Annotated in this window: 21 protein-coding genes, 1 tRNA gene and 1 other RNA gene; 13 read left to right on the top strand and 10 right to left on the bottom strand. The window is 67.6% G+C overall.

Annotated features, from left to right (window positions below):
- Positions 1 to 207: 207 nt before the first annotated feature.
- From WDJ57_RS01195 to WDJ57_RS01210, 4 genes are all read left to right on the top strand, one after another.
- Positions 208 to 291 (top strand) — tRNA-Leu (locus WDJ57_RS01195).
- A 379-nt stretch (positions 292 to 670) separates the two neighbouring features.
- Positions 671 to 865: a hypothetical protein gene (locus WDJ57_RS01200; protein ID WP_338903119.1), complete on the top strand. Its 195-nt coding sequence runs from the start codon at positions 671 to 673 to the stop codon at positions 863 to 865.
- Between the two features lie 168 nt (positions 866 to 1,033).
- On the top strand, positions 1,034 to 1,870 hold the full coding sequence (locus WDJ57_RS01205; RefSeq protein WP_338903121.1) for an inositol monophosphatase family protein: 837 nt from the start codon (positions 1,034 to 1,036) through the stop codon (positions 1,868 to 1,870).
- A gap of 78 nt (positions 1,871 to 1,948) precedes the next feature.
- On the top strand, positions 1,949 to 3,097 hold the full coding sequence (locus tag WDJ57_RS01210; RefSeq protein ID WP_338903123.1) for a DUF63 family protein: 1,149 nt from the start codon (positions 1,949 to 1,951) through the stop codon (positions 3,095 to 3,097).
- Positions 3,098 to 3,128: 31 nt separating this feature from the next.
- On the opposite strand, the gene WDJ57_RS01215 is transcribed toward WDJ57_RS01210, so the two are convergent.
- From WDJ57_RS01215 to WDJ57_RS01225, 3 genes are all read right to left on the bottom strand, one after another.
- Positions 3,129 to 4,829, bottom strand: coding sequence for a YcaO-like family protein (locus WDJ57_RS01215; RefSeq protein WP_338903125.1), 1,701 nt, complete (start codon positions 4,827 to 4,829; stop codon positions 3,129 to 3,131).
- Positions 4,830 to 4,874: 45 nt separating this feature from the next.
- Positions 4,875 to 5,693, bottom strand: coding sequence for a transcriptional regulator TbsP (gene tbsP, locus WDJ57_RS01220; RefSeq protein ID WP_338903128.1), 819 nt, complete (start codon positions 5,691 to 5,693; stop codon positions 4,875 to 4,877).
- 97 nt (positions 5,694 to 5,790) lie between these two features.
- On the bottom strand, positions 5,791 to 6,768 hold the full coding sequence (locus WDJ57_RS01225; RefSeq protein ID WP_338903130.1) for a transcription initiation factor IIB: 978 nt from the start codon (positions 6,766 to 6,768) through the stop codon (positions 5,791 to 5,793).
- Positions 6,769 to 6,987: 219 nt separating this feature from the next.
- On the opposite strand from WDJ57_RS01225, the gene gatC reads away from it, so the two are divergent.
- The 3 genes from gatC to WDJ57_RS01240 all read left to right on the top strand — a co-directional run bounded on the left by gatC (position 6,988) and on the right by WDJ57_RS01240 (position 9,258).
- Positions 6,988 to 7,266: an Asp-tRNA(Asn)/Glu-tRNA(Gln) amidotransferase subunit GatC gene (gene gatC, locus WDJ57_RS01230; RefSeq protein ID WP_338903132.1), complete on the top strand. Its 279-nt coding sequence runs from the start codon at positions 6,988 to 6,990 to the stop codon at positions 7,264 to 7,266.
- Positions 7,263 to 8,543 (top strand): Asp-tRNA(Asn)/Glu-tRNA(Gln) amidotransferase subunit GatA, encoded by a 1,281-nt coding sequence (gene gatA, locus WDJ57_RS01235; RefSeq protein ID WP_338903134.1) that lies wholly within the window; start codon positions 7,263 to 7,265, stop codon positions 8,541 to 8,543. Before gatC ends, gatA begins: the two co-directional genes overlap by 4 nt.
- A gap of 112 nt (positions 8,544 to 8,655) precedes the next feature.
- Positions 8,656 to 9,258 carry a hypothetical protein gene (locus WDJ57_RS01240; protein ID WP_338903136.1) on the top strand — a complete coding sequence of 201 codons (603 nt, stop codon included), beginning with the start codon at positions 8,656 to 8,658 and terminating at the stop codon, positions 9,256 to 9,258.
- A 28-nt stretch (positions 9,259 to 9,286) separates the two neighbouring features.
- Here the strand turns inward: WDJ57_RS01240 and WDJ57_RS01245 are convergent, their stop codons facing one another.
- On the bottom strand, positions 9,287 to 9,787 hold the full coding sequence (locus WDJ57_RS01245) for a GNAT family N-acetyltransferase (protein ID WP_338903137.1): 501 nt from the start codon (positions 9,785 to 9,787) through the stop codon (positions 9,287 to 9,289).
- 160 nt (positions 9,788 to 9,947) lie between these two features.
- Here WDJ57_RS01245 and WDJ57_RS01250 point away from each other — a divergent pair, with 160 nt between their 5' ends.
- Entirely contained in the window at positions 9,948 to 10,691 is a 744-nt protein-coding gene (locus WDJ57_RS01250) for a ribonuclease H-like domain-containing protein (protein WP_338903139.1), read from the top strand.
- A 1-nt stretch (position 10,692) separates the two neighbouring features.
- On the opposite strand, the gene WDJ57_RS01255 is transcribed toward WDJ57_RS01250, so the two are convergent.
- A complete protein-coding gene (locus WDJ57_RS01255) occupies positions 10,693 to 11,802 on the bottom strand; it encodes a glycosyltransferase (RefSeq protein WP_338903140.1) in 1,110 nt (369 codons plus the stop codon).
- 158 nt (positions 11,803 to 11,960) lie between these two features.
- Between WDJ57_RS01255 and WDJ57_RS01260 the strand changes: the two genes are divergently transcribed.
- Complete coding sequence (locus tag WDJ57_RS01260; protein WP_338903142.1) at positions 11,961 to 13,733, top strand: alkaline phosphatase D family protein; 1,773 nt, start codon at positions 11,961 to 11,963, stop codon at positions 13,731 to 13,733.
- Here the strand turns inward: WDJ57_RS01260 and WDJ57_RS01265 are convergent.
- A complete protein-coding gene (locus WDJ57_RS01265; RefSeq protein WP_338903145.1) occupies positions 13,730 to 14,803 on the bottom strand; it encodes a glycosyltransferase family 4 protein in 1,074 nt (357 codons plus the stop codon). The two genes, WDJ57_RS01260 and WDJ57_RS01265, sit on opposite strands and share 4 nt — an antisense overlap.
- An 87-nt stretch (positions 14,804 to 14,890) precedes the next feature.
- Here WDJ57_RS01265 and WDJ57_RS01270 point away from each other — a divergent pair, with 87 nt between their 5' ends.
- From WDJ57_RS01270 to WDJ57_RS01280, 3 genes are all read left to right on the top strand, one after another.
- Positions 14,891 to 15,175 carry a ribonuclease P protein component 4 gene (locus WDJ57_RS01270; RefSeq protein ID WP_338903147.1) on the top strand — a complete coding sequence of 95 codons (285 nt, stop codon included), beginning with the start codon at positions 14,891 to 14,893 and terminating at the stop codon, positions 15,173 to 15,175.
- Between the two features lie 64 nt (positions 15,176 to 15,239).
- Complete coding sequence (locus tag WDJ57_RS01275; protein ID WP_338903149.1) at positions 15,240 to 15,488, top strand: YhbY family RNA-binding protein; 249 nt, start codon at positions 15,240 to 15,242, stop codon at positions 15,486 to 15,488.
- A complete protein-coding gene (locus tag WDJ57_RS01280; protein ID WP_338903151.1) occupies positions 15,485 to 16,381 on the top strand; it encodes a mechanosensitive ion channel family protein in 897 nt (298 codons plus the stop codon). The genes WDJ57_RS01275 and WDJ57_RS01280 overlap by 4 nt, the downstream gene beginning before the upstream one ends.
- A 425-nt stretch (positions 16,382 to 16,806) precedes the next feature.
- On the opposite strand, the gene ffs is transcribed toward WDJ57_RS01280, so the two are convergent.
- The 4 genes from ffs to WDJ57_RS01300 all read right to left on the bottom strand — a co-directional run bounded on the left by ffs (position 16,807) and on the right by WDJ57_RS01300 (position 19,138).
- An RNA gene (gene ffs, locus WDJ57_RS01285) (signal recognition particle sRNA) lies at positions 16,807 to 17,121 on the bottom strand.
- A 44-nt stretch (positions 17,122 to 17,165) separates the two neighbouring features.
- The gene (locus tag WDJ57_RS01290) at positions 17,166 to 17,555 is read right to left on the bottom strand and encodes a DUF7548 family protein (protein WP_338903153.1); all 390 of its coding nucleotides are present in this window, start codon (positions 17,553 to 17,555) and stop codon (positions 17,166 to 17,168) included.
- A 48-nt stretch (positions 17,556 to 17,603) separates the two neighbouring features.
- Positions 17,604 to 18,698 carry a hybrid sensor histidine kinase/response regulator gene (locus WDJ57_RS01295; protein WP_338903155.1) on the bottom strand — a complete coding sequence of 365 codons (1,095 nt, stop codon included), beginning with the start codon at positions 18,696 to 18,698 and terminating at the stop codon, positions 17,604 to 17,606.
- Complete coding sequence (locus tag WDJ57_RS01300; protein WP_338906227.1) at positions 18,695 to 19,138, bottom strand: response regulator; 444 nt, start codon at positions 19,136 to 19,138, stop codon at positions 18,695 to 18,697. The genes WDJ57_RS01295 and WDJ57_RS01300 overlap by 4 nt, the downstream gene beginning before the upstream one ends.
- A 130-nt stretch (positions 19,139 to 19,268) precedes the next feature.
- On the opposite strand from WDJ57_RS01300, the gene WDJ57_RS01305 reads away from it, so the two are divergent.
- Positions 19,269 to 20,729 (top strand): sensor histidine kinase, encoded by a 1,461-nt coding sequence (locus WDJ57_RS01305; RefSeq protein ID WP_338903157.1) that lies wholly within the window; start codon positions 19,269 to 19,271, stop codon positions 20,727 to 20,729.
- Positions 20,730 to 20,740: the final 11 nt, after the last annotated feature.

The raw sequence follows: 20,740 nt of genomic DNA on the forward strand, positions 1-20,740 counted from the left end.
AGTCTAAAGGGTCCTATCGTGATGAGTTACCACTGGGTTCCGTCACGACCGGCGTCAGTCGGGGAGACGGCGGTCACGACCCGGGGAGTTTAAGACGGCATGCGGCGAAACACCGACGCCCGAATCCGAAGCCGCAGATCGAGAGGACCTGCGACAAGAGAGATTAGGCGCGTGAGAGGCTGAGAACGGTATTCGCGCCAGCGAAGTGCGAGGGTAGCCAAGCCTGGAAACGGCGGCGGACTCAAGATCCGCTCCCGTAGGGGTCCAAGGGTTCAAATCCCTTCCCTCGCACTCTCAGACCCGAGCGAACGCGAGGGTCGTGAGATGTGCAGGAGGGATTCGAACGAGAGGGCGGCGTTGCCGACCGCGTAGTTCAAATCCCTTCCCTCGCACTGTGGGCCACTACGGCCCCTCGCACACAGTGCACGGAAGTCCGTAACGGAGCGAGGCCGACCATCTCGGGCGGCCTCGAAGCGAACGGGGAACGCTGTGACCCGTGAGCAGGAGCGGTCTTCCCTCGCAACTTCCTGCGGTCGACGCTACCGCCCCACAGCAGCAGGCGCGAGATTTGCCGCTAATTAAAATTAATAATCATTATATTTATTAGCCCGCAGTCCGACGAGTTGAGTAGAACCTTCATTAAGAATCGTGAAGGTTCCCGTCACTCTGCGTGACGGTACTCGAACGTGGCGAGACACGTTCGGAACCCGTTGCAACCATGTACGAGCACTACACCGACGCCGAGAACACAGGAGCGCCCCTCGTCCCGATGGTCGAGGAACAGAGCCCGCTAGCCACCGACGGTGGCCAGACAGCAGCAGAGGAACTCGACGAGGTAGTGTTCAGCCACCGCCTCCGGGAGTGAGTCGTCCCCGTCACCCGTCCGAACTACCCCTGCCCAGCGCCGCCTGTCCCGTCTCTGTGCGGGGCCGCTCCACCTGACCCATTCCTGATTGCACCAGCGTGGCCCCGCCCGGGCGGCGACTGTCCACACAACGAACACGTTAACTACCAGCGCCCGACAGCGGGTAGTATGACAGACGCGACTCGGCGGGCGGCGGTGGCCGAGCGGGCGGCCCGTGCGGGCGGCATCGTCGCCAAGGAGACGTTCAGGGAGCCGCTGACCGTCGAGACCAAGACGGACAAGAACGACCTCGTGACGGCGGCCGACAGGGACGCCCAACAGCAGGTCATCGCGACCATCCAGCAGGAGTTCCCCAGCGACGCGCTCGTCTGCGAGGAGGACGTGACCGTCCCCGGCGCGGACGACGTCGAGATTCGCAAGCGCGTCCCCGAGACTGGCCCGGCCTGGGTGGTCGACCCTATCGACGGGACCGCGAACTACGTCCGGGGCATCCGGTTCTGGGGGACGAGCGTGGCCGCCGTGGTCGACTGCGAACCCGTCGGAGTTGCGACGTACCTGCCAGCAGAGCGGGACATCTACACGGCGGGCCCCGAGAGCGTCACCTGCAACGACAGCGCGATGTCCGTCAGCGACCGGTCGGACCCGGAGACGTTCGCGACGGGACTCATCGGCTGGTGGGCGCTCAAGCACGGCGACCCCTACACGGACCTCTTCGAGGCGGCGGCTGGCCGCTTCGGCGACGTGCGGCGCTTTGGCTGCCTCCAGGGTTCGCTCGCGCTCGTCGCCGCCGGCGGCCTCGACGCCGGGTTCATGCCCCGGACCCCACACCCGTGGGACGCCATCGCCGGCGTCCACCTGATTCGCCGCGCCGGCGGGACGGCGACGGACGTCCACGGCGACCGCTGGCACCACGACAGCGAGGGACTGGTCGTCTCCAACGGCGAGGCACACGACGAGGTGCTGGCGGCCGTCCGGGAGGGGACCAGCGTCGAGGCAGCAGACTGAAAGCGACGGCCGTGCGCCGGTGACGGGAACGCGCACGGGACCGGAACCCTCAACTTGGCTCCCCTCGGCGTGGGCAACATGAACGCGCTGGAGCGGTACGACGTGAGTCCCGAACAGGCGTGGTTCGGGACGCTGGTGGCCGGCGTGGTCGCCATCGTCACGGGAGCGGTTCTGTTCACCGAGCGCATCTACTACGGCTTCATCTGGCAGTACTTCTGGGGACCAGTCTTCGCCGACTCCGAGGGTGCCAGCTGTGCCGCCTACTTCCGCGACACCGGCGAGGTCGTCGTCAACCCCGCGTCGGGCTGTACCGGCCTGAGCAACGCCTACGTCGCCGAACCGGGTTACACCACCGTCTCGACGCTCGGCTACGTCGTCGTCCTCGTCTTCATGCTGGCAGGCGTCTACCTGCTCATCCAGCGCATCGACCTCGAACCCTTCGAGGACTTCTTCTTCGCACTCGTCCCGTTCATGCTCTTCGGCGGGGCGCTCCGGGTGGTCGAAGACTCCTTCGTCGCCGCACAGCGCGCCGACCTCGCGCCCGCAATCGACTTCCCCGCCAGCGCCGCACTCATCAGCCCGTTCATCTACTTCACCGTCTTCTTCGTCACGATGGCCGCCCTGGCCGTCGCCAAGTGGCTGGAACACTCCGGCCGCACCGACACCTACCACTACCCGCTGGGGGCGCTCGGCGTCGGGGCCTTCCTCGCCACTTTCGGTTACCTCGCCTACCTCTCGGTGACCACCGACTACGTGCTCTCGTTCCCGCTGGTCCTCGTCACGGTGGTCGGTCTGGCGACGCTGCTCTCGGTCGCCATCTACTACGGCGTCGGCAGGTACAGACCCGCCATCCACGCCGGCACCGGGCTGATGGGCCTCGTCGTCATCTGGGGCCACGCCATCGACGGCGTGGCGAACGTCCTCGCCTCCGACTGGACCGGTGCCTTCGGCATCCCCGGCGACGGCTACTCGGCCAAACACGTCGTCAACAGAATCATCATCGACGTGACGCAGGCGGTCCAGCCGGCCTGGCTCACGGACATCATCGGCGACTCCTGGACGTTTCTCGCCGTGAAGCTCGTCGTCGCCACCGCCATCGTCGGCGTGTTCGACCGGACCTTCATCGAGGAGAACCCCCGCTACGCCATCATGCTGCTGGTCGCAATCGTCGCGGTCGGTCTCGGCCCGGGCACGCGTGACATGATTCGCGTCGCCCTCGGCATCTGAACGGGCCGTCGCGCCGCGGCTCGGCGCCGCGTCAGGGGAACGGGTGGTGCTCGCGGTCGAGTCGCGGTTCGAACCCCATCTCCTGCGGGACGGTCTCCGCGCGCTCCCCGAACACCGGGTCGTGGAAGAAAAGCGGCTGCGCCTGCGGAATCACCGCGCGGACGGCCTCGAACCCCAGCGCCGCCACGTCCCGCGTCGTCGTCCGGGTGGCGAACGCCGACAGGTCGGCGTCGTCGAGTCGGGCCAGCACCTCCTCAAGTTCGTCCTCGCCAGTGGGCACCTCGTCGGGTCCGACCGATTCCGCGGGGACGGCGCCGTCCGTCTCGACGAACGCCTCGGCTTCCGGCGGGAGGTCGGCGTAGCGACCGATAGCGCCGGTCGCGTCCGCAGCGTCCTCCCGCCCCATGCCGCGCAGTTCCATCCAGTTCTGCAACGCCTCGGCAAGCGCCGAGCGGGCCGCGCTGGCGACGTCTAGGTCCGCGCCGGACCCGACCGCGAACTTCGGCCACTCGTCGCGATGGACCGCCACGGCGACGGCGGGAACGTCCACGTCCTGGGTGAGCAAAAGCGTCGACACGGAGAGCCCCTGGGAGTCCGCGCGGGCGACCAGCGTCTGGAACTCCTCGTCTGCAACCTCCAGCGCGAGCGGTTCGAACGTCGAGTACCACGACAGCATCGAGGCGTCGCGCTCGATGACCTCGTAGAGGCCGGCGAGCAGCGCCTCGACGCCACCGTTGCCCAGCCCCAGTCCGGTCGTCACCGGCGAACAGTACCGCCGCGAGGGTGGCGGGTAGTAGACGAACTCCGCCGGCAGGTGGACCGGGTCGCCGGTCGCCAGGTTCTCGCCACGGACCCACTCGATTTGCGCGGTCGGGTCGTGGTCGTCGACGCAGGTGAACACGGCCGGACTGACGGCGTCCGTCACGGCCGTCTCCGGTGCCGTCTCGAACTCGTCGACGCGGTAGACGCCGGCACAGTAGCGCTCCAGACCCTCGCCGAGGGCCTTCATGAACGCCCGGTCCCAGCCGGCAGCGACCCCGGCCGCGTCGCGGCTGGCGCTGACGTCGCTGAACCCGGAGGTGTCGCAACTGTGGGCGAGGTAGTACGGTACCGGGAACGACTCCGCCTCGCCGACGTCCTGGATGAGCCCCAGGCGGTCGTCGACGGCGCGTTCGGCCCGGGCCAGCGAGGCTTCGAGGTCGCGCTCGACGTGAGTGTGTGCCGGCAGGTGTGTCTGTCCGTCGTCGCAGGCACAGTCCGGCAGCGGCAGGAACTCGCGGCTGGCGTGGGGAATCTCGACGACCCGCCCGAACAGGCCGCCGTCGTCGACGAGGGCGCGTGCCGCCTCCCGGCCCGCGACGGCCCCGGCGAAGCGGGCCGTGTGCGAGGGAGGCGCGGCGGTCGGCTCGGCCTGCGGGTCCAGGTTCGCGCTCACCCGGCCGCTCAGGCACTCGTAACAGCCGGTGTCGGGACCGAAGCCGGCGACGGCGGCGTCCACGACGGGGAAGCCGCCGACGCCGCCGAGTTCGACGGCCAGCCAGCGCTGTCCGGCGTCGAGTGCCACCTGGTTCGCCCGCTCGAAGACGGCGTCACCGGCCTGTCCGGTCACGACAGCGAGGTCGAACTCGGCGATAGCGTCCTGTTCGACGGAGACCGTGTCGACGTCGACGTCCCCCAGCGCCGCCTCCACGGCGGCGGCCGCGGGACCCGACCCGACGAGACCAACAGTCATAGACGGGGCCACGGATGCGGGCGGGATAAGCCTATGCAAGCCGCTCTATGCGAGCATCTCGATGGCGACGCTCGCCACGTCCTCGATGTCCGCTTCCGCCAGTCGCTCGTCGCCGGGCATCAGCCGCAGTCGCGGCCGGCCGACGTCGATTGGCACCTTCTCGGTGTCGATGAGTCCGTTGTCCTCCAGGCGGGTCTTCGTCCGCGAGAACGTCGCCTTGCTCGCAAGCCCCACGTCCTCCCCCCACTTGCTGATGTCGTAGAGCAGTTCGCCGTTGCGGGCGGCGACGAGGAGGCTGATGGTCACCTCGTCGAGCCCCTGGCCGTCGCCTCTGGCCGAGTCCAGCGAGTCGAGGATGGCCGAGAAGTCGGACGCTACTTCGGGCCCGATGTCTGCCTCCAGCGTCGCCATGACCTCCGAGCGGGGCGGCGTCCGCAGCGAGAACGGTTCCGCGCCCTCCCACCGCTCGTCGTAGTGGTCGTATGTCGCGGCGACGAATTCGTCAGCCGTCGTCGTCAGCCCGGCCGCGCGGTCCCCGGCCTCGACCAGCGAGACGACGGACTCCCGCGAGACGAGCAGCGCGTTGTTCGGCACGGTGTCAAGCGTCCGTACCGCCATCGTCCCCCCATCCATGAGGTCCGCCACGGCGCTCGCGACGAGAAAGTCGTTCATCAACTCCTTCAGCGACGGCTCGGCGGCGAAGAGCCGAACCTGCGGCGGTGACTCCGCGGTCTGGAGCACCTCGACCAGCGCAGCAATCGTCGCCTGCGACGGGTTGACGACGATGTGATCCTCGTCGGCCCCCACCAGCCCGGCCGAGAGCACGTCGACCACCGAGTCCTCGCGAACAGTTTCACGAAGCATTACTGAGATATATTGCCGACTACGGTATTTATTTTTAGTGGCCGACTGGTACGAAATCAGATAAGTCTGCCTGGGTCGGGGTCCGGGGTCACCAGAGTCAGACGCCGGGGACGCCGTCCTCGGCTTCGAGCAGTTCGTGGTAGCGGTTGCGGATGGTGACCTCGGAGATGTTGGCGACTTCGGAGACCTGGCTCTGGGTGACCTTCTCGTTGGTCAGCAGCGACGCCGCGTAGACGGCGGCGGCCGCGAGGCCGACCGGGGACTTGCCGGAGTGGACGCCCTTCTCCTTGGCGTTCTGGAGGAGCTGGCGGGCGCGGCGCTCGACCTCCTCCGAGAGGTCGAGGTCCGAGGTGAACCGCGGGACGTAGCTCTCGGGGTCTGCGGGCCGTATCTCCAGGTTCAGCTCGCGGACGACGTAGCGGTAGGTGCGGGCTATCTCGTCTTTCTCGACGCGGGAGACCGTCGCGATTTCGTCGAGCGAGCGGGGGGTGCCGGCCTGGCGAGCCGCGGCGTACAGTGCGGAAGTGGCGACGCCCTCGATGGACCGGCCGGGCAGCAGGTCCTCGTCGAGCGCGCGCCGATAGATGACGCTGGCCGTCTCGCGAACGCTCTCGGGGAGGCCGAGCGCGGAGGCCATGCGGTCGATTTCACCGAGTGCCTGCTTCAGGTTGCGCTCCTTGGAGTCTCGCGTTCGGAAGCGCTCGTTCCAGGTGCGCAGGCGCTGCATCTTCTCGCGCTGACGGCTGGAGAGGGCATTTCCGTATGCGTCCTTGTCCTGCCACCCGATGTTGGTCGACAGCCCCTTGTCGTGCATCATGTTCGTCGTGGGCGCGCCGACCCTCGACTTCTCGTCTTTCTCTCTGGAGTCGAAGGCACGCCACTCCGGACCGGGGTCTATCTCGTCTTCCTCGACGACGAGGCCACACTCCTCACAGACCGTCTCGCCGTGCTCGCTGTCGGAGGCGAGTTTGCCGCCGCACTCTGGACAGACCGTTTCGTCCTCGTCCGCGTGCTGTTCGTCTTCGCTCTCGCGTTCGCGCTCGCGCGTATAGCGCCTCGTGGTGGTGTCGGTCATTTTGGACTGGGGAACGGGACTGATACCCGGAAAACGTCGGTTGCAATATCCTGTTGGCGAGCGAGCGACTTAAATTCTTTGGCTGTTCACGGTCAGGAAAGTTCCGATTTACGAACTTTGTTTATCGAAATCGGAATCCCCCGGGCGACGTCCGACGCGGTCAGGGCCGGCAGGGCGACATTCGAAACGCTTACCGACGGGCCGGTACTTCCCGCAGGCATGAGCGAACCCGCCGTCGACCCCGAGGAGGTCCGGGACATCGCGGACCTCGCGCGGGTGGACCTCGCCGACGACGAACTCGAACTGTTCGCCGAGCAGTTCGCGGACATCCTCGCGTACTTCGAGACGCTGGACGAGGTGCCCGAAGTCGAACGCGAACCCGAACTGACGAACGTGATGCGCCCCGACGAGACCCGCGAGTGTCTCGACCAGTCGGAGGCGCTGCAAAACGCCGCGGAGACCGAGGACGGCTACTTCAAGGGTCCGCGCGTCTCATGAATCACAACGGCTACATCACGGAGGAGACCATCGCGGGCAGCGACGACGGCCCGCTGGCCGGGCGCACGGTCGCGGTCAAGGACAACATCTCCACCGAGGGCGTCCGGACAACCTGCGGGTCCGCGATGCTCGACGACTACGTCCCGCCCTACGACGCGACGGTCGTCCAGCGACTGAAGGACGCCGGCGCGACCATCCCCGGCAAGACCAACATGGACGAGTTCGGGATGGGAACGACCACGGAGACCAGCGCCTTCGGGCCGACGGAGAACCCCGCCGCCGAAGGGCACGTCCCCGGCGGCTCCTCGGGTGGCTCCGCGGCCGTCGTCGCGGCCGGTGACGCGGACATGGCGCTGGGCACCGACACCGGCGGCTCGGTGCGCTGCCCGGCCGCCTTCTGCGGCGTCGTCGGCATCAAACCCACCTACGGACTGGTCTCGCGGTACGGCCTCGTCGCATACGCCAACTCCCTGGAGCAGATCGGTCCCATCGCTCCGACCGTCGAGGAGGCCGCTGAACTGCTGGAGGTCGTCGCCGGCCCCGACGAGCGGGACGCGACCACCCAGGACGCGACTGAGTACGGCACGGACTACGACTTCGCCGGCGCCGCCGACGGCGACGTCGACGGCCTCTCCATCGGCGTCCCGACCGAACTCGTCGAGGGGGCCGACGATGAAGTCGTCGAGACGTTCTGGGACGCCATCGACGAACTGGAGGCACAGGGAGCCAGCTACCACGAGGTGGACCTGCCGAGCGTCGAACACGCCGTCGAGGCGTACTACGTCATCGCGATGTCCGAGGCGTCCTCGAACCTGGCGCGGTTCGACGGCGTCCGCTACGGCACCTCGGGCGGCTACGAGGGCAACTGGAACGAGAGCTTCGCGAAGGCCCGCGAAGAAGGCTTCGGGGCGGAGGTCAAGCGGCGCGTCCTGCTCGGGACGTACGCGCTCTCGGCGGGCTACCAGGACAAGTACTACAAGAAGGCCCAGGACGCCCGCGCCTGGGTCAAGCAGGACTTCGACGAGGCGCTCTCGGACGCGGACGTGCTCGCCTCGCCGACCATGCCCGTCCCGCCGTTCGAACTCGGCGAGAGCCTGGACGACCCGCTGAAGATGTACCTCGCCGACGCGAACACGACGCCGGTGAACCTCGCAAACCTGCCCGCCATCTCCGTCCCCGCCGGCGAAACCGACGATGGCCTGCCGGTCGGCCTGCAACTCGTCGGCCCGGCCTTCGGCGAGAAGGAGATCATCCGGGCCGGCAGCGCGCTGGCGTAGCACTGCGAGCGCGAGTAATCAACGGGACCGAGCGCATTTTTCCCCGACCTGGACTCAAATCGTCGTTTGAGTATCCGCAATCGGTTCGGTATAGGGACCCGTCGGACTGGATATGAAGCGACGGACACTCCTGGGTGGCCTCGGTGCGGCCCTCGGGACCGGTCTGGCCGGCTGTACCGGTTTCGGGGCCGCCGACGCCGACGCGCCGACCGACGACACCGAGACGCCGAGCGACAGCCGCGGGTCGACACCCGAGCGCACCGACGACACGCCGGTGGACACGGGTACGCCGTCGGAGCGACCGGTGACGGTCCACGAGACGCTGACGGTGCCCGGCGAGGCCGGCGGGGCGAGTGCGGACGTCCGGCCACACCACCTCCGACTCTACAACGACGTCGACACGGACAGGGCCGTCACGTTCTCGGTCTCACCCTCGGGCAACGGGGTTCTCAGGAGCGTGTCGGGGAGCTACGAGGTCCCGGCGCGCCACGCCGTCAGCATCGAACTCCAGCAGCCGGCGACCTACAGCGTGGCCGTCAGCGTCGACGGTGACCTCGTCACGACGTTCGAACTCGACGAGAGCTGGTTCGACTGCAACAGTTCCGCGACGCTCGTGCGACTCGGCCCCGACGGGACCGTCGAGCGGACCGAGCGGTCCACGCTGTTGGCCTGCACCGACGCGACGGTCGAGGGACCGGAAACGGACGGCAAGTGAGTCCGCGCCATCAGCGGAGCGTGCCGAGCTACAGCGACCCTTCGAGGCGAACGTCGGTCACCCTCTCCTCGAACAGGTCCGTCTCGCGCTCCTCGACTGTCTCGAATCCCTCGCCCCGGTAGAACGACAGCCCCACCTCGTTCCCGGCGAGGACCCTGATGGAGAGGGTCTCACAGCCCGCCTCGCGGCAGAACGACTCGACGGCCGAGAGCAGGTCGCTCCCGATACCGTCCCCCCACAGGTCGGGGTCGACGTAGATGGTGTCGAGCGTCGCGACGGCCGGGTCGTCCGTCGGCCCGCCGCTGGCGAAGCCCACGACGTCGTCCCCGGTCTCGGCGACGAAGTAACCCACGCCGTTGCGTTCCACTGCAGACCGCAACTGGTCGGGGTCGTACCACTCGGCGAGCGCCGTCTCGATGGTCCCGGTCCGGAGGATGTCGTCATACGCTTCGTGCCAGGTTCGTTCGGCGATGCGACAGATGGCCTCGACGTCGCCGGGTCGGGCCGGCCGGATGTCAGCGTCGACCATGCTCGAACTGTCACCGGCCGGTCAATCGTGCCAGACTGTCATACCGTTTTGGTGTGCGCCGGTGCGCGAACGACGGGGGCCACCTCGCCGGCCGCGTCAGTTCGTGGCGGGCGCGGGTCGACGCGTGAGACATATATCGTCGGGCCACACAGGGAGCAGTATGCGCGTCGAGAACAGTTTCATTCCGGTTCGCGGGGTGGGGGAGACGACCGAACGGAAACTGTGGCGACGCGGCGTCACCACCTGGGACGACTTCGACGGCTCCGTCCCCGGCCCCGCGTCGGCCGACGACGTCCACGAGTTCATCACCACCGCGCAGGACCACCTCGACGACGGCGACGCCCGCTTCTTCGCCGACGCCTTCCCGTCGGGCAGCCACTGGCGGCTCTACGAGAACTTCCGCGAGGAGACCTGCTTTCTGGACATCGAGACGACGGGGCTGAGCGAGTACCGCGACGACGTGACCGTCGTGAGCTGTCACCGCGGCGGCGAGACGACGACCTTCGTCCGCGGCCGCGACCTCCACGCCGACCGCCTCCAGCGGGAACTCGCCGACGCGAGCCTGCTGGTCACGTTCAACGGCAAGCGATTCGACGTCCCCTTCCTGGAGGAGTCCTTCGACCTGACCGTTGACCTGCCACACGTCGACCTCATGTACCCCTGCCGGCGGCTGGACCTGACCGGCGGACTCAAGGAGATAGAAAAGACGGTCGGCATCGACCGCGACCGGCCGGACCTCTCCGGGCGGGACGCGGTGCGGCTGTGGCACGAGTACGAGCGCGGCGACGAGGGGGCCCTGGAGACGCTGGTCTCGTACAACCGCGACGACACGGCGAACATGGAGCGCCTGCTCGACACCGTGACGCAGCGGCTCCACGACAGAGTCTTCGAGGCGCCCGAGTGAGTCAGTCGGCCAGCCGTTCGTAAATGTCGCTGAGCGTGTCGACCGCCCGCTCCGCGCTGATGTCCTCGCGTCGGTCGAGACACTGCGCCGACAGCCGTTCGCGTTCGGAGAGCACGCGCTCGATGGCGTCGGCCAGCGCGATGGGGTCGCCGGCCGGGGCCTTGTACCCGTTCTCGCCGTCGGTGATGGTGTCCGCGAGCGCGCCGGCGTCGACGCCCGCCACCGGCGTCCCGCAGGCGTTGGCCTCCAGCGCGACCAGTCCCTGCGTCTCGACGGGGCTGGGAAACCCGAACACGTCCAGCGAGGCGTAGAACGCGGGGAGGTCCGCACGCGGCAGAAAGCCCAGGAAACGGGCGTCGATGCCGTACTCGCCGGCGTCGGCCTCCAGTGAGTCGCGGGCGGGGCCGTCACCGCCGAGGACGAGCGTCACGTCGCGGTCCATCTCGGCGACCGCTTCGAGCAGCAGTTCCAGGCGCTTCTCGTGACCGTGGCGGCCGGTGTAGCCGACCAGCGGACCGTCGGGCAGGCCGTAGCGTTCACGGAAGCCGTCCGCGTCCGGCCGGAAGAAGTCGGTGTCGACGCCGTTCGGAACGACCGCCGTCTCTGTCGAGACGCCGACGGTCTCCCGGACGTGTCGGGCCGTCTCCGCGCTCGGGACGACGACGGCCGCGGCGCGGTCGAGAAAGAGCCGTTCGTAGGCCGTCGCAGAGCGCCGGACCGCACGCTCGATAGTCCCGTTGACCGAGAGGTACTCCGCGTACTCGGCGGAGGGGGTGTGGTAGGAGGCGACCAGCGGGACGTCCAGCGTCCGCGCGAGGCGCATCCCGCCGATGCCGATGCCGAACGGCGTGTGCGAGTGGACGATGTCGACCCGGCGGATTGCCTCGGGAACGCGAGGCAGGCCGAGGCGAAAGCCCTCGTAGAACGGGAAGGCGACGCTGCCGACCGGGTGCTCGCCCGCGCCGGGGTCGTGGTCGCTGCTGGGGTAGACGACGTCCATCCGCCCTCCGCGTCCCTCCCAGCAGTCCCGCCAGGTCTTGACCGTGTAGGTGACACCGTTGACCGTCGGGAGGTACGTGTCGGTGAAGGTCGCCACCCGCGGGAGCGTCATCGGGCCGGAGTCGTCCACGGAGCGACTAATCAGTTGTTATTGTGGGCGAGCGGCAGTAGCTCGAAACCAAACTACATGATAGTAACTGTAAACTGCAAATTCACGGTACACAAGCCTCGTGGCCGGGTTTCATATTCGAATCGTGACTAGTATGTAGTATGGGAGACGATAGCGCGAACGGAGAGCGGAGGGATGGGAAGATAGGCCGCAGACGGTACCTGCGAAGCGTCGCCGCGGCGACAGCCGGCGGCGGACTCGCGTCGATGCTCGCCGACCGACCCATCGCCCGGCCCGTCGAAGCGCGACCGGCGATGGACGCCACGCTGGCCGTGGACGACAGCCGCGACCCGACGGCGGTGTTTCCCCAGGCCGTGATGAGCGGCGGCCCGACGGACCGCGGCGTCATCCTCTGGACGCGCGTGGCCCCCGCAGTGCTCACCGACGGCGTGCCGCTGGGCGTCGAGGTCGCGACCGACGAGGCCTTCGAGGACGTCGTCTTCCGGGGAGCGGTCCCCGCCGAGCGCATCACGCCGTCCCGGGACCACACCGTGAAAGTCGACCTGGACGGCGAACTGGCCTCGAACGCACGCTATCACTACCGGTTCGTCTACGACGGGACCCCGAGCCAGACGGGTCGCTGCCGGACGCTCCCCGCGAGCGACGACGACGTGGGCGAACTCTCCTTTGCGGTGCTGGCCTGCCAGGACTACCAGAACGGCTACTACGGGGCCTACCACCACGTCGCCGAGTCGGACGTGGACTTCCTCGTCCACCTCGGCGATTTCATCTACGAGTCCGCGAACGGGGCCTACACCGCGCCGAACCGGCCGATTCCCGAGGACAGGAACTTCGAGTTGCCAAGCGGGAAGCCCCTGGCGGAGACGCTGGAGGACTTTCGCTTTCTGTACCGCACCTACAAGTCCGACCCGCTCATGCAGGAGGGGCTGGCGGCACACACGCTCATCGCGGGGTGGGACGACCACGAGATAGCGAACAACCGCTACTGGGACTACGCGGCGGACGCGCCGGTCCTGCCCGACAAGGCCGACGGGAACGACCCGGAGTTCGCGCTCGAACTCACGGCAAACGGCATCCAGGCGTGGGTCGAACACGTCCCCGCCCGCGTCGAGTACGACCCCTCGGCGACGGACCTCCACGAGCAGTTCCGCCTCTCCCGGACTGTCGAGTTCGGCGACCTGGCGGAATTTGTCGTCACGGACGAACGGCTGTTCCGGGACGGACCCGCCTGCCCCGGCGAGCGCCTGTCGTGTGGCCGCGAGGACGCCCAGGACCGCACGATGCTCGGAGAGCGCCAGAAGGAGTGGTGGAAGTCGCGAATGAGCGAATCGACGGCGACGTGGACCGTCTGGCTGAACGAGGTGCTGACGCTGCCGCTGACACTCGGGACGGGCAGCTACCAGGTCGAGATACTCCAGGACTCCTGGGACGGGTTCCAGGCCGAGCGCTACGAGTTGATGCAACACCTCGCCGCGGAGGGGCCTGACAACGTCATCGCGCTGACGGGCGACCTCCACTGCTCGCTCGCAGGATACATGGAATCGCACTACGGCGAGGTCGGAAACGGCAAATCCGGGCGCGTCGGCGTCGAACTCGTGACGCCGGCCGTGTCGAGCCTCACCGCCGACAGCCTGCTCGACTTCTCGACCCCCTGGGACAGCGAGGCGCTGAACGACCTCGCCACCGCCCAGAACGGTCACATCCAGTTCATGGACTGGTACCGCAACGGCTACAGCGTCGTCACGTTCACCGACGACGAGTGCCGGTACACCGCCTACGAGGTCGACGCCACGACCGACTCGGCGGACGCGGAGCGGAGCAAACTCGCCGAATACCGGGTTCCAGCCGGCGACGTGGAACTCGACGAGCAGTACAACCGCTTCGAGGAGAACCTCGGGAGCGGCTGGTTCTAGTCGACGACCCGCTCGGGTTCGCCCGCAAGCACCGCGTTGTAGACGTCGGCCAACTCCTCGGCGACCCGGTCGAGGCTGTGCTCGCGGGCCGTCTCGCGGGCGTTTGCACCCAGGCGCTCCCGCAGGTCGGGATTATCCGCGAGGCGGTCGAGCGCGTCGCGGAACTCCCCGAAGTCCGAGCACAGCAGGCAGTCCTCGCCGTCCGTGTAGAACTCCCGGAACACCGGGATGTCCCGGAGCACGACGGCCTTCCCGCAGGCCATCGCCTCCAGCACGGCGATGCCCTGATTCTCTGCCTTCGTGGGAAAGAGGTAGACGTCGCCGGCCGCGTACGCGCCGCGGATGTCCTCGACCCACCCGGTGAAGGTGACGTTGTCCGGCGGGTTTCGGGTCCACTTCCGGACCGTGCTTGATGCCTGCGGACCGGTGTCGTAGGGTCCGAACCACGCGAAGTCGTAGTCGGTGGTCTCGGCGAGTTCACAGAACGTCGTGAGGCCCTTGCGCTCGAAGACGTTGCCGACCGCGAAGACGGTCATCCCGTCGAGGTCGAACCGGTCGCGGTACTCGTCCCGCAGGTTCCCGAAGCCGGAGAGTGCGTCGACGTCGACGCCGTTGGTGATAGGCCGAATCGGCGCGTCGACCGGGTAGTCATCGAGAACACCCTTCGTGTACTGGCTGGGGCAGAGCACGAGGTCGGCCTGGGAGTAGAACCAGCGGAGGTACTCCCCGAGGGGCTTGGCGAGGTAGTTCGACCCGCGAAAGCTCTCGGCGAAGTCCTCGCGCGTGACGTGGGAGTGGAGGACGAGCGGGACGTCCTCGCTGGCTGCCCGGCGAGCGACGGCGACGCTGCCCGGGCCGATCATGTTGCAGTGAGCGAGGTCGAACTGCTTGAAGAAGCCGTTCCCGATGGCGGTGTTGGCAGCCGCCCAGACGGGATGGTCGTCCTGCCACGGTGACCCGACCACGTCGACGTTGGTCATCGCGAGCGCCTGGCGCTGGTGGTCGAAGGAGGTCCCGATGCCGCTACGGTCGAGTTGCTCGGCCAGTTCGAGGTAGTGCAGGACGCGCACGCCCGAGGTGTCGACAGGCCCGGGCAAAACGCTACCGGAAGGCGACGGAGCGGAACCTATACCAGCCCCCCGCTCCGACGGCCAGGCGTGACTGTCGCCGAGGAGCGCATCGAGCGCCTGCAGGAACTCGCCCGTGAGGCCACGGTGGCCGGCGACGAGGACCGGGCCCGGGAGTACGTCCGCCGGGCACGCCGCCTCGCCGAACGCAACCGCCTCTCGCTGCCCCGCGAGTTCCTCCGGTTCACCTGCGACGCCTGCGACGCCTACCTCAGACCCGGGAAGAACGCCCGCGTCCGCCTCCAGGACGGGCACGTCGTCGTGACCTGCGACTGCGGCCACCAGAGCCGCTATCCGTATCACGACAGGGGCTGACCGGGAATACACTCGAACGGACGAGAGAGTGCTTTTAAATCCGATGCGCCGTTAGGGGGTTGGCATGGCAGACACGGAGCGGACACGGCGGATTCACGACCTCGACGTGACAGTCTGGGTGGGGAAGAACGGAGTCGAGGCGGTCACCGACGAACTGAACGACCAGCTCGGCGACAGCCAACTGGTGAAGGTGAAGTTCCTGCGTGCGGCACGCGGCGGGACCGACACGGAGAGCCTCGCCGACGAACTCGGCGACGCGGTCAACGCCGAAGTCGTTCAGGTCCGGGGCCACACCGCCGTGTTCGAGCGATGAACGGGCTGGTGCTCCAGGCGTCGCAGCCCGTCGCCGACGCCCTCGACACCGCTGGCGTCCCGTACGCCGGGCCCGTCGGCTCCGCGCTGACGTTCGTCATCGTCGCGGCCGTCCTCTATCTCGTCGGCCGTGCCGTCGTCGGCTCGCTCGTCAACCGCGTCCTCGACGCGCGCGGCCTCGACGCCCACGCCAAGAAACCGCTGCAGAAGATTACCCGTTTCACCGTCGTCTTCGCCGCCATCGCCGTCGCCTTCGGCGCTGCCGGCTACGGGAGCTTCCTCGGCGCGCTGGCGACTATCGCCGCCGCGGCGACGCTGGCGATCGGCTTCGCGATGCAGGACGTCATCCAGAACTTCGTCGCCGGCATCTTCATCTTCACCGACAAGCCGTTCCGTATCGACGACTGGATAGAGTGGGACGGCAACTCCGGCGTCGTCGAGGACATCAGCCTCCGTGTGACGCGCGTCAGGACGTTCGACAACGAACTGCTGACGGTGCCCAACTCGCAACTCACCGCCGGCGTCATCAAGAACCCCGTCGCACACGAGAAGCTCCGTCTGAAGTTCCTCTTCGGCATCGGCTACGACGACGACATCGACCAGGCCACCGACATCATCGTCGACGAGGCCGAGAAACACGACGAGATTCTCGACGACCCAGGCCCGTCTGTGCGCCTGACGGAACTCGGAGACTCCTCGGTGGGTCTGCAGTCGCGCATCTGGATTTCCGACCCCTCGCGCGCCGACTTCGTGAAGACCCGCGGCGAGTACGTCACCGCCGTGAAAGAGCGCTTCGACGCGGAGGGCATCGACATCCCCTACCCGAACCGCACCGTCGGCGGAGGCCTCGACCTGCAGAATCTCGACGCAGTGGCCGAACCGGCTGACGACTAGCGACCACTTTTTGCTGCGTCGGGGCTCGCCGCGCGCCTGACGGCGCGCCGCGGCCCACTCCTTGCAAAAACTTGGGGAAAAAGGCTGCTCGCGCTCGGTAGAGCGCTCGCAGTGAACCGCGCTCACTTCGTTCGCGCGGATGCTCGTGGCAGACCTTCCTTCCCCCGTCTCGCGCGATGAAACGCGCTCGCGGCCATCGCTCTGCGTTTCCGGTCTTCGGCCATGAGGCCGTCTTGTCGGCCGAGTCGGGGAAGGGCAGGGCTGCCGCTTTGCGGTGGCGGTTGCGGTAGGGAAGATGTGTTGTACTCCGAGCGGCTGACCGGCCGCGAGGAGCCTTTTCCCTAAGTTTTTGTAAGGAGTGGTCCGGTGCGCGCCGCTGGGCGCGCCCGAGACCCGACGCTACAAAAAGTGGATCAGTATGAATGGAGCGGACAACCGGGGTGGCCCGGCGTTCGGACGCGGGTAGTCCCGCGCGCCTCCTCCACCCCGCGACCCTGCGAGCGACGGCTGTCCGAGGGTCCGCTGCTCGCTTCCGCGCCTGGCGGGGTACCCTCGGTTAACCGCGCGGGCACATCCCTGCAGATGCTTCCACGCGGACCGCCGTCCCCGGAGGACGAGGCTTCCACGTTGGCTTGCGGGGCCCACGCCCGTCTGACCGGACGCCCCCGGCGTTCGGTCTCCCCTAAAGACCATAGTGGGGACGGGTGGAGCGGGGCCTAACCGCCCGACCTAGTCCACCACAACCTACCGCGGTACTGCATAAGGGCCTTTCGGAACAGTCGGTTCAGAACACACCCAGAGCGCGCGAGTACCACAGCGACCCGACCGGAATCAGCAGCGCCAGCAGGGGCACGACCCAGCGGTGCAACTCCGAGATGGCGACGGCGTCCAGCCGCGTGGTCATTCCCCACCCCAGCGTCATGAGGAAGATGAAGAGCCCGAAGACCAGCCCCGCGCCCGCCGCGATGCCGGGGTCCGTCCGGGCCTCGCGGCCCGCCGCGAGCACGATAATGGTCACGAGCGCGAGCAGCCCCGCCACGAGCGGGTTCACCAGGCCCGACCCGTAGTACGTGGCGACACTCCCGTCGGCGGCAACGTAGGGGTACAGCAGGGCCACGATGACGCCGACGCAGCCGAGAATACCGACCAGCGGGGCGAGGTTCACGTCGTCCATACCTGGGGCTCCGAGCGGGCCGGTGTTAAAAGGCGCGGGGTCGCGCCGTCAGACGGCAGGCAGGGTGATGTGGAAGACAGCACCCTCGGGGTCGTTGTCGCGGACCTCGACGGTCCCGCCGTAGCTGTCGACCATCGTTGCGACGAAGTACAGGCCGAACCCGCCCTCCGAGGAGCCGTCTGTCTCCCCCCACCCGAAGATACTCTCCTTGGCGCTGTCGGGGATGCCGGGGCCGTTGTCCGCGATTGCGACCGTGACCGTCTCCTCGCCCGCGGTCACGTCGACAGTCACCCGCGGCTCGGCGCTGTCGTTGTGCTCGATGGCGTTCGAGAGGAGGTTCCCGATGACGGCCCCCAGCATATCGTTGGCGAGGACGTGAACGGGGTCATCGGGCAGCGACGTCTCGATGGTGGCGGCCTCGTCCATCGTCCCGACGTGCTCGGTCCGGTCCCTGACGACCGCTGTGAGGTCCACCGGTGCCAGTTCGACCTCCCCGTCACGGGCGACGGCCTCCAGCATCCGCCGTATCTTCTCCGTGAGGTCGATGATGTCGTCGCTCCACGAGCGGATTGTCGCCGCCCGGTCGGCCGCCGGTCCCGACAGGTCCTCGTCGAGCAACTGCGCGTTGTGCCGGATGACCTCCATCCCGTTGCCCACGTCGTGGCGGAGAATACTGTTGAAAAACTGCAGTTGCTCGGTCTGCTCGCGCAGCGCCCGCTCCTGTTTGTGTCGCTCGATGGCGTACCGCATCGACCGCATCAGCACGTCGGGACCCAGGTCACCCTTCGGGAGGTAGTCCTGTGCGCCCTGCTGGATGGCCCGGACCGCCGTCTCCTTGTTGTCCAGCCCGGTCAGCACCACGACGGGGACGTCCGACGCCTCGGGGAGGAACTGCTCCAGCGTCTCCACGCCGGTCGATTCGGGCAGCCCCAGGTCCAGCAGGACGAGGTCGAACGTCGACGACGTGACGGCGTCGAGTGCCGCGTCGAGACTCTCGACGTGAGTGATGGCCTGCTCGTCGGGCACGCCGGGGAACGACCCGCGACGGAGGTGATGTTCTACCAGCGTCGCGTCGCCGCTGTTGTCCTCGACGAGCAACACGGCGAGAGCGTCACGGCTCTCGCTCAGCGCCTCCCCGCTCATTTCGGCGGCATCTTCACGACGGAGAACCAGAAGTCCTCGATTCGCGTAACGATGTCCACGAAGCCGTCGAAGTCCACCGGCTTCGTCAGGTAGGCGTTGGCGGTGAGTTCGTACGAGCGGACGACGTCCTCCTCCGCCTCGGAACTCGTCAGGACGACGACCGGAATCCGGCGCAGCGAAGGGTCCTCCTCCATGTCTGCCATCACCTCCCGGCCGTCCTTCTTGGGCATGTTCAGGTCGAGCAACACGAGGTCGGGCCGGGGTTCGTCGGCGTACTCCCCCTCCTGTCGCAGGAACTCAATCGCCTCGACACCGTTCGTGACAACGTGGAGATTGTTGATGATGTTCCCGTGTTCGAGTGCCTTCTCCGTCAGGCGAACGTCGCCGGGATTGTCCTCCGCGAGCAGAATTTCGATTGGGTCACCGTCGTCTGGTACCAGAAGATATTCCTCCAGTTACTTGTCATATGAGGGCCTACAGACCTGTTAACTGTTCCGACCCGCTCCGCTCCGTCACCCGGTCGTCGCGTGTCACCAGGTTTTACCTGCTGTGTGTCCTGTCACGAGACAGATGGAACTGAGCAAGCGAGCGTCGCTGGGGCTCACCGGACTGCTATCCGTGCTGCTGGCAGGCATCGTCGTTCGCGACGTGGTGCGCGACTGGCTGGTCGAGAACAAGCCGCTGTGGTCGACGCTGCTGGAGAATGTGGTACCACTCGGGTCTGCACTCGCCGTGCTGGCTGCCGGGTACCTGGTGTACCAGCGGCGGGACGAGCGGTTCATGACGGCGGTGACCCGGTGGCAGTACATCGGCACAGCCGGCCTCCTCGTGGTGGCGGCCGAGGTCGTCGGCGCGCAGGTCATCCAGGGGGAACTCAAGCCGTGGCTCATCGTCCTCCAGATAACCATCGGCGGTGCCGTCGCCGGCACGCTGGTGGGCTACGCCACCGCCCGGTCGGAAGTCACACGCGAGACCGCCCGGCGCGAACGCGACAAGTTCGAGGCACTGTTCGAGAACGCACCGGCCGAAGTCGTCGAGGTCGTTCTGGCGGGCGGGGAACCCGTCGTCGTGGAACAGAACGCCGCCTTCGCCGAGATGTTCGGCACCGAGGGGGACAGTCCCGCGGGCGACCCCCTGTTCGAGACGGTGAGCCACGACGAAGAGACGCGGGCGGTCATCACAGGCTCCCTCCGGGCGGGAGAGGAAGACGCGACGCGGCTCCACACCGCCACCGCGAACGGACAGCGCGACTTCCAGCTTCGCGTCGTGCCCTTCCGCGACAGCGAACGTGGCTATCTCCTCTACACCGACATCACGGAACTCTCGACGACGAAAGCGGAACTCGAAGCGACGGTCGGCCGCTTGGAGCGGTCCAACGAGCGCCTCCAGCAGTTCGCCTACGTCGCCTCACACGACCTCCAGGAGCCCGCGCGGATGGTCTCCAGCTACATCTCGCTGCTGGAGACGGAGTACGGCGACCAGTTCGACGAGGACGCCCACGAGTACATGGACTTCGCCATCGACGGAGCCGACCGGATGCAGGCGATGATAGACGGCCTGCTGGACTACTCGCGGGTCCGGACCCAGGGCGAGGAGTTCACCGAGACCGACGCCGGCGAGGTGTTCGCCGACACCATGCGCGACCTGGAACTCCTCCGGGAGGAACACGACGCGACCGTCACCTGCGACGACCTCCCGACGGTCGAGGCCGACAGAAACCAGCTCGGTCAGGTCTTCCAGAACCTCGTCGAGAACGCCATCGAACACGGCGGTGACGGGACGACGATACACGTCGGTGCCGAGCGCCGCGAGGACGATGTCCGCTTCTCCGTGGCCGACGACGGCCCGGGCATCCCCGAGAACAGACAGGACCGCGTCTTCGAGATATTCGAGCAGGGGAGCCGCGACAGCGACGGCACCGGCATCGGGCTGGCAATCTGTGACCGCATCGTCTCCCGACACGGCGGCGAGATGTGGGTGGAGTCGAGCGAGGGCGAGGGCGCGACGTTCTACTTCACGATTCCGACCTGACAGGACAGCCG

The organism is Salinibaculum sp. SYNS191, assembly GCF_037338445.1.
GTDB lineage: Archaea > Halobacteriota > Halobacteria > Halobacteriales > Haloarculaceae > Salinibaculum > Salinibaculum marinum.